Below are 5,680 nucleotides of genomic sequence, written 5' to 3' on the forward strand. Positions count from 1 at the left end.
GTCCCGGCGGCCGCACCGCCCGACGCCCCGGCCGCCGCGAGCCCGGCCCCCGCCCCCCGGCCCAAGATCCCCGAGCCGATCAACCCGCCCAAGAAGAAGGGCCGCAACAAGCTCGTCCTCCTGGGCGCTGGCGTCGTCGTCCTCGCCGGTGTCGCCTACGGCGCCGGACTGCTGCTCGACCACGCGGACGTCCCCAACGGCACCACCGCCCTCGGCGTCGACATCGGCGGCCTGACCAAGGACGACGCCGTCAAGCGCCTCGAAAAGGCGGTCAAGGAGCGCGGGGACCAGCCGGTCAAGCTCTCCGTCGACGGCACGTCGAAGACCCTTGTGCCGTCCCGGGCCGGGCTGGGCGTCGATGTCCAGACGACCGTCCGCAACGCCTCGGGACGCGACTACAACCCCGTCTCCGTCATCGGCTCCCTCATCGGCCGCAGCCGGGTGGCCCAGCCCGAGATGATCGTCGACGACGAGAAGCTGGAGATCGCGCTGCGGGCCCTCGCGGGAGCGGAGAGCGCGGCCAAGGACGGCGGGATCACCTTCGAGGACGGCCGGGCCGTGCCGCACTACGGCACCCCGTACAAGGCCCTCGACGTCAAGGCGGCGCGCGCCAAGGTCGCCGACGCCTACCGCGACCAGATCACCCAGGGCTCCGGCTCCCCGGTCGTCCTCACCGCCGGCACCCAGCAGCCGCAGGTGGACCGGGCGGCCGTCGACAAGGCGCTCAAGCAGTTCGCGGAGCCGGCGATGTCGGGCCTGGTCACGGTGCGCACCGACGCGGCGCACACGGTCTCCTTCAGCCCGCAGAAGTCCATCCCGAAGTTCCTCTCCTTCAAGGTCGTCAAGGGCGAGCTGGTCCCGTACTACGACCGGGCCGCCCTCAAGGAGCTGTACGGCGACACCTTCAACGGCGTGATGCTGACCAAGGGCGACGGCACCAAGCACCCGGTCAGCGTCGAGGACGTGGCCGGCGCGGTCGGCAAGGCCCTGATGGGCACCAGCCCGGAGGAACGCGTCCAGACCATCCCCACCGACGGCAGCTGACGCACCGCCCCCAGGCCCCCGGGAACGCACCCCCGGGGGCCTTCGGCATGACATCTGTCATGTCACACTCCGTACGGTCGGCACTGCCGCCCGGCCCCGTACCTCCGGAAAGCTGACCGGCATGACGACCACAGCCACCTCCCCGGCCGCCGCACGGCACACGGACCGGGCACCCGTCGTCAGCTTCCGGCAGATCACCAAGAGTTACGGCGCCCTCCGCGCGGTCTCCGATCTGGACCTGGAGCTGCACCCGGGCGAAACCGTCGCCCTCCTCGGGCCCAACGGCGCCGGCAAGTCCTCCACCCTCGACCTCCTCCTCGGGCTGCGCACCCCCGACTCCGGCACGGTGTCCCTGTTCGGGACGACACCGCGGCACGCCATCGAGCAGGGCCGGGTCGGCGCGATGCTCCAGAGCGGCGCCCTGATGGGGGGCGTCAAGGTCCGTGAACTCGTCGGGCTCGCCCGCGATCTGCACCCGCGCGGTTACCCCCTCGAACAGATCATGGAGACCGCCGGGATCACCGCCCTCGCCGACCGCACCGTCGACAAGCTCTCCGGCGGCCAGGAACAGCGGGTCCGGTTCGCGCTCGCCACGGCCGGCGCCAACGACCTGATCGTGCTGGACGAACCGACCACCGGGATGGACGTCACGGCCCGCAGGACGTTCTGGGACACCATGCGCGACCAGGCCCGGCAGGGCCGTACCGTCCTCTTCGCCACCCACTACCTCGAAGAGGCCGACGCCATCGCCGACCGGGTCATCGTGCTGCACCGCGGCCGGATGCTCGCCGACGGCACCGCCGCCGAGATCAAGGCCAGGGCCGGCGCCCGCCGTGTCACCTTCGACCTCGACGAGCCCCTCGACCACCACGCGCTGCGCGGCCTGCCCCGGCTGACCTCCCTGGAGATCTCCGGGCGCACCGTCCGCATCCAGTCCCAGGACGCCGACGCCACCGTCCACGCGGTCTACGCGCTCGGCCTCTACCCGCGCAACCTGGAGGTCTCCGGCCTCGGCCTGGAGCAGGCGTTCATCGCCCTCACCACGGCGTCCGACGCGACCCCCGCCCCCGCCGAGGAGACGGCACGATGACCACACTGATCAAACTGGAGATCGTGCGCGCCCTGCGCAACAAGAAGTTCCTGTTCTTCTCGGTGATCTACCCGCCGCTGCTCTACCTGATCATCGCGGGCGGCGCCGACGACCAGCCCCTCCCCGGCATGAAGCTCAGCATGCCGCTGTACTTCATGGTGTCCATGGCCGCGTTCGGCGCGATGACCTCCGTCCTGCTCGGCAACAGCGAGAGCATCGCCAAGGAACGCGAGAAGGGCTGGGTACGACAGCTCCGGCTGACCGCGCTGCCCGGACGCGGCTACGTCGCGGCCAAGATCGGCGCCGTCTCCACCATCAGCCTGCCCTCGATCCTCCTGGTGCTGATCGCCGCCGCGGCCGTCAAGGGCGTACGCCTGGACGCCTGGCAGTGGGCCGCGATAGCCCTCGGCACCTGGCTCGGCAGCTTCGTCTTCGCCGCCCTCGGCGTGGCCCTCGGCTACCTCGCCACCGGCGACGCCGTCCGCCCGATCTCCATGCTGGTCTACTTCGGCCTCGCCTTCCTCGGCGGACTGTGGATGCCGCTGACCCTCCTGCCGCAGTGGGTGCAGAACATCGCCGAGTGGCTGCCCACCCACGCGTACGCGGCGCTGGGCACCGCCGTCGAGGGCGGCACCGCGCCGCACCTCAAGGACATGGCGGTCCTCGCCGGGTATCTGCTGGTCTTCTCCGGCGCCGCTGCCTGGCTGTACCGCAAGGACACCCGGAAGGCGTGACGGACGGTGGAGACGACGAGGCAACCGGAGGACCGCAACCCGGTGTTGATGGGGCAGGCGCCGCGCAACCGGCGCCAGGCGCTCCGCAAGGCCCTGTGGATCGCGGTCTGGATGGTCTATCTCGCGGGCCCGGTGGGCGAGCTGGCACAGGCCGGCACCCCCACCGCCGACCGGGTCCTGGGCGGCCTCGGCCTCGTCGTCTTCGTCGTGGCGTACGTCGCCCTCGTCTACCGGCACATGGCCCGCGTCCTGCGGCCCTGGCTGATGTACGGCTGCCTCGCCCTGCTGTTCGCGCTCTCCGTGGCGCTGACGCTCGCCCTCGGCCCGGCCTGGCTGGTGCTGTTCATCTTCACCTCCGTCGCCTCGGCCGTCGTCCTGCCCTGGCGGCTGGGGCGCTGGGGGATACCCGTGGTCACCGCCGCGCTGATCGGGACCGGCTGGCTGCGGCCCGAGGGCCGGGGCTACTACCTCTTCGCCTACGCCCTGCCGGCCCTGTGCAGCGGCTACGCCATGGTCGGCGTGCAGTACCTGATCCGCACCACCCAGGAACTGCGCGCCGCCCGCGAGGAGGTCGCCCGGCTCGCCGCCAACGAGGAACGGCTGCGCCTCTCCCGCGATCTGCACGACCTCCTCGGCCACTCGCTCTCCCTCATCACGCTCAAGAGCGAACTGGCCGGACGGATGCTGCCCGGCGACCCCGAGGCGGCCGCCAAACAGGTCGCCGACATCGAACGCGTCGGCAGACAGGCCCTGGTCGACGTGCGGGAGGCCGTCACCGGCTACCGCAGACCCCGCCTCGCCGTCGAACTCGCCGGGGCCCGCGCCGTGCTGCGCACCGCGGGCATCACCGCCGCCGTCGACCCCGCCCTGGAGGACGGGCACCCCCGGCTGTCCGCCGACGAGGAGGGCGCCCTGGCCTGGGCGCTGCGCGAGGCCGTCACCAACGTCGTGCGGCACAGCGGGGCGCGCCGCTGCGAGCTGCTGCTCACCGAGGAGTGGGAGGCCGACGAGCGCCGCAGCCTGTGCCTGTCCGTGCTCGACGACGGCACCGGCCCGCCGCGCGGCCGGCACGACGGCAACGGCCTGAGCGGCCTGCGCGAACGCCTCGCCCTCGCCGACGGCCGCCTGGAGACCGGCCCGGCGCCCCGGGGCCGCGGCTTCGCCCTGCGCGCCTACGTCCCGCTCGGCACGCCCGTCCCCCGGGAGTCCGCCGACGGCCGCGCGTAGGGGCGGAATACGGGGCTGGCTAACCTGTGCGCATGACCGATCCCACCGGTGAGCGGCCCGTTCGCCCCGTCCGACTCCTCCTCGCCGAGGACCAGTCCATGGTCCGCGAGGCCCTCGCCGCCCTGCTGTCGCTGGAGGACGACCTGGAGGTCGTCGCCCAGGCGGCGCGCGGCGACGAGGTGGCCGAGGCGGCCCGGCGGCACGCGGTGGACGTCGCCCTGCTGGACATCGAGATGCCCGGCATGAGCGGTCTCGACGCGGCCGCCGCGCTGCGTGCCGAGTTCCCCGCCCTGAAGATCGTCGTGCTCACCACCTTCGGCCGCCCCGGCTATCTGCGCCGCGCCATGGAGTCCGGCGCCGACGCCTTCCTCGTCAAGGACGCCCCGGCGGCGCAGCTCGCGGACGCGGTACGGCGGGTGCTGCGCGGCGAGCGGGTCATCGACCCGGCGCTGGCGGCCGCCGCGCTCGCCGACGGCGCGAGCCCGCTCACCGACCGCGAACGCGAGGTGCTGTGCGCCGCGGCGGACGGCGCCACCAACGCGGAGATCGCGGGCACCCTGCACCTGTCCCAGGGCACCGTCCGCAACTACCTGTCCACCGCCATCCAGAAGACCGGGGCCCGCAACCGCGCCGAGGCGGTCCGCACGGCACGGGACAAGGGCTGGTTGTGATCACCGGACATCCGCCCGACGACGCCCCGGCGCCTGACCGGCAGGGACCTTCGCCTCTGGGACCTCGGACCGCGTTCTCGCAGGCTGGAGGCGTTATGCCTGCCATCCGACCCGCTGTGCGGCCCGCCGCCCGCCGCAAGGTGTGCGGTCCGCCCGCCGCCGTGGCGCTCATCGCCGCCGTCCTGCTCCTCACCGTCGTGGACGCCGTGGCCGGGCTGGACCTGCACCTGTCGCTGTTCATGGGCGTCGCCCCGCTGATCGCCGCGCTGCGCTGCTCCTACCGCTGGACCGTCGCGGTCGCCGCCGTCCACACCCTGTGCCTGGCGTACGTGCACTGCTTCACCGTTCCCGACCGGGCCCTGCTCAGCAAGGTCGTCGGGGTCTTCGGCACGGTCCTGGTGGCCGTCCTCGCGGCGATGCTGTGCCGCACCCGGCTCCAGCGCGAGGCCCTGTACGCGCGCACGCAACTGGTCGCCGACGTCGTCCAGCGCACCCTGCTGCGGGAGTTGCCGCTGACCGCGGGCCCGCTGGAGGCCCACGGCTTCTACGTCTCCGCGCAGGAGGGCGCCCGGGTCGGCGGCGACATCTACGAGGCCGTCGAGACCCCGCACGGACTGCGGCTGATGATCGGCGACGTGCAGGGCAAGGGGATACCGGCGATCGGCGCGGGATACGAGGTACTGGCGTCCTTCCGGGAGGCCGCGCACCACAAGGACACCCTGGAGGCGGTCGCCGAGCGGATGGAGCAGACCCTCGCCCGCTACAACGACCGCTCGGCCCGGCAGGGCACCGACGAACGCTTCGTCACCGCGCTGCTGATGGAACTGCACGACGACGGCCGGGCCGGGGTCCTCTCCTGCGGCCACATCCCCTACTACCGCGTCCGCGGCGGCCAGGTGCGCGAGCGCGCCATC

General features: G+C 73.0%; 5 protein-coding genes and 1 pseudogene. All 6 read left to right on the top strand.

What is annotated here, in order from left to right:
* Positions 1–1,044: pseudogene (locus AC51EU_RS26315) on the top strand (hypothetical protein); the annotation flags it as partial.
* 121 nt (positions 1,045–1,165) lie between these two features.
* Complete coding sequence (locus AC51EU_RS26320) at positions 1,166–2,134, top strand: ABC transporter ATP-binding protein (protein ID WP_496269574.1); 969 nt, start codon at positions 1,166–1,168, stop codon at positions 2,132–2,134.
* Positions 2,131–2,868 (top strand): ABC transporter permease, encoded by a 738-nt coding sequence (locus AC51EU_RS26325; protein WP_496269575.1) that lies wholly within the window; start codon positions 2,131–2,133, stop codon positions 2,866–2,868. The genes AC51EU_RS26320 and AC51EU_RS26325 overlap by 4 nt, the downstream gene beginning before the upstream one ends.
* Before the next feature lie 6 nt (positions 2,869–2,874).
* Positions 2,875–4,095 carry a sensor histidine kinase gene (locus tag AC51EU_RS26330; protein ID WP_496269576.1) on the top strand — a complete coding sequence of 407 codons (1,221 nt, stop codon included), beginning with the start codon at positions 2,875–2,877 and terminating at the stop codon, positions 4,093–4,095.
* A 32-nt stretch (positions 4,096–4,127) separates the two neighbouring features.
* Positions 4,128–4,766: a response regulator transcription factor gene (locus AC51EU_RS26335; protein WP_496269577.1), complete on the top strand. Its 639-nt coding sequence runs from the start codon at positions 4,128–4,130 to the stop codon at positions 4,764–4,766.
* 95 nt (positions 4,767–4,861) lie between these two features.
* Positions 4,862–5,680, top strand: an 819-nt coding sequence (locus AC51EU_RS26340; RefSeq protein WP_496269578.1) for a PP2C family protein-serine/threonine phosphatase, incomplete at its 3' end; no start/stop codon positions are given.

The organism is Candidatus Streptomyces philanthi (assembly GCF_059553635.1).

Bases quoted from the DNA above. Each gene is read 5' to 3' on its own strand.
- AC51EU_RS26320 (WP_496269574.1), top strand. From the start codon at position 1,166: ATGACGACCACAGCCACCTCCCCGGCCGCCGCACGGCACACGGACCGG.
- AC51EU_RS26325 (WP_496269575.1), top strand. From the start codon at position 2,131: ATGACCACACTGATCAAACTGGAGATCGTGCGCGCCCTGCGCAACAAG.
- AC51EU_RS26335 (WP_496269577.1), top strand. From the start codon at position 4,128: ATGACCGATCCCACCGGTGAGCGGCCCGTTCGCCCCGTCCGACTCCTC.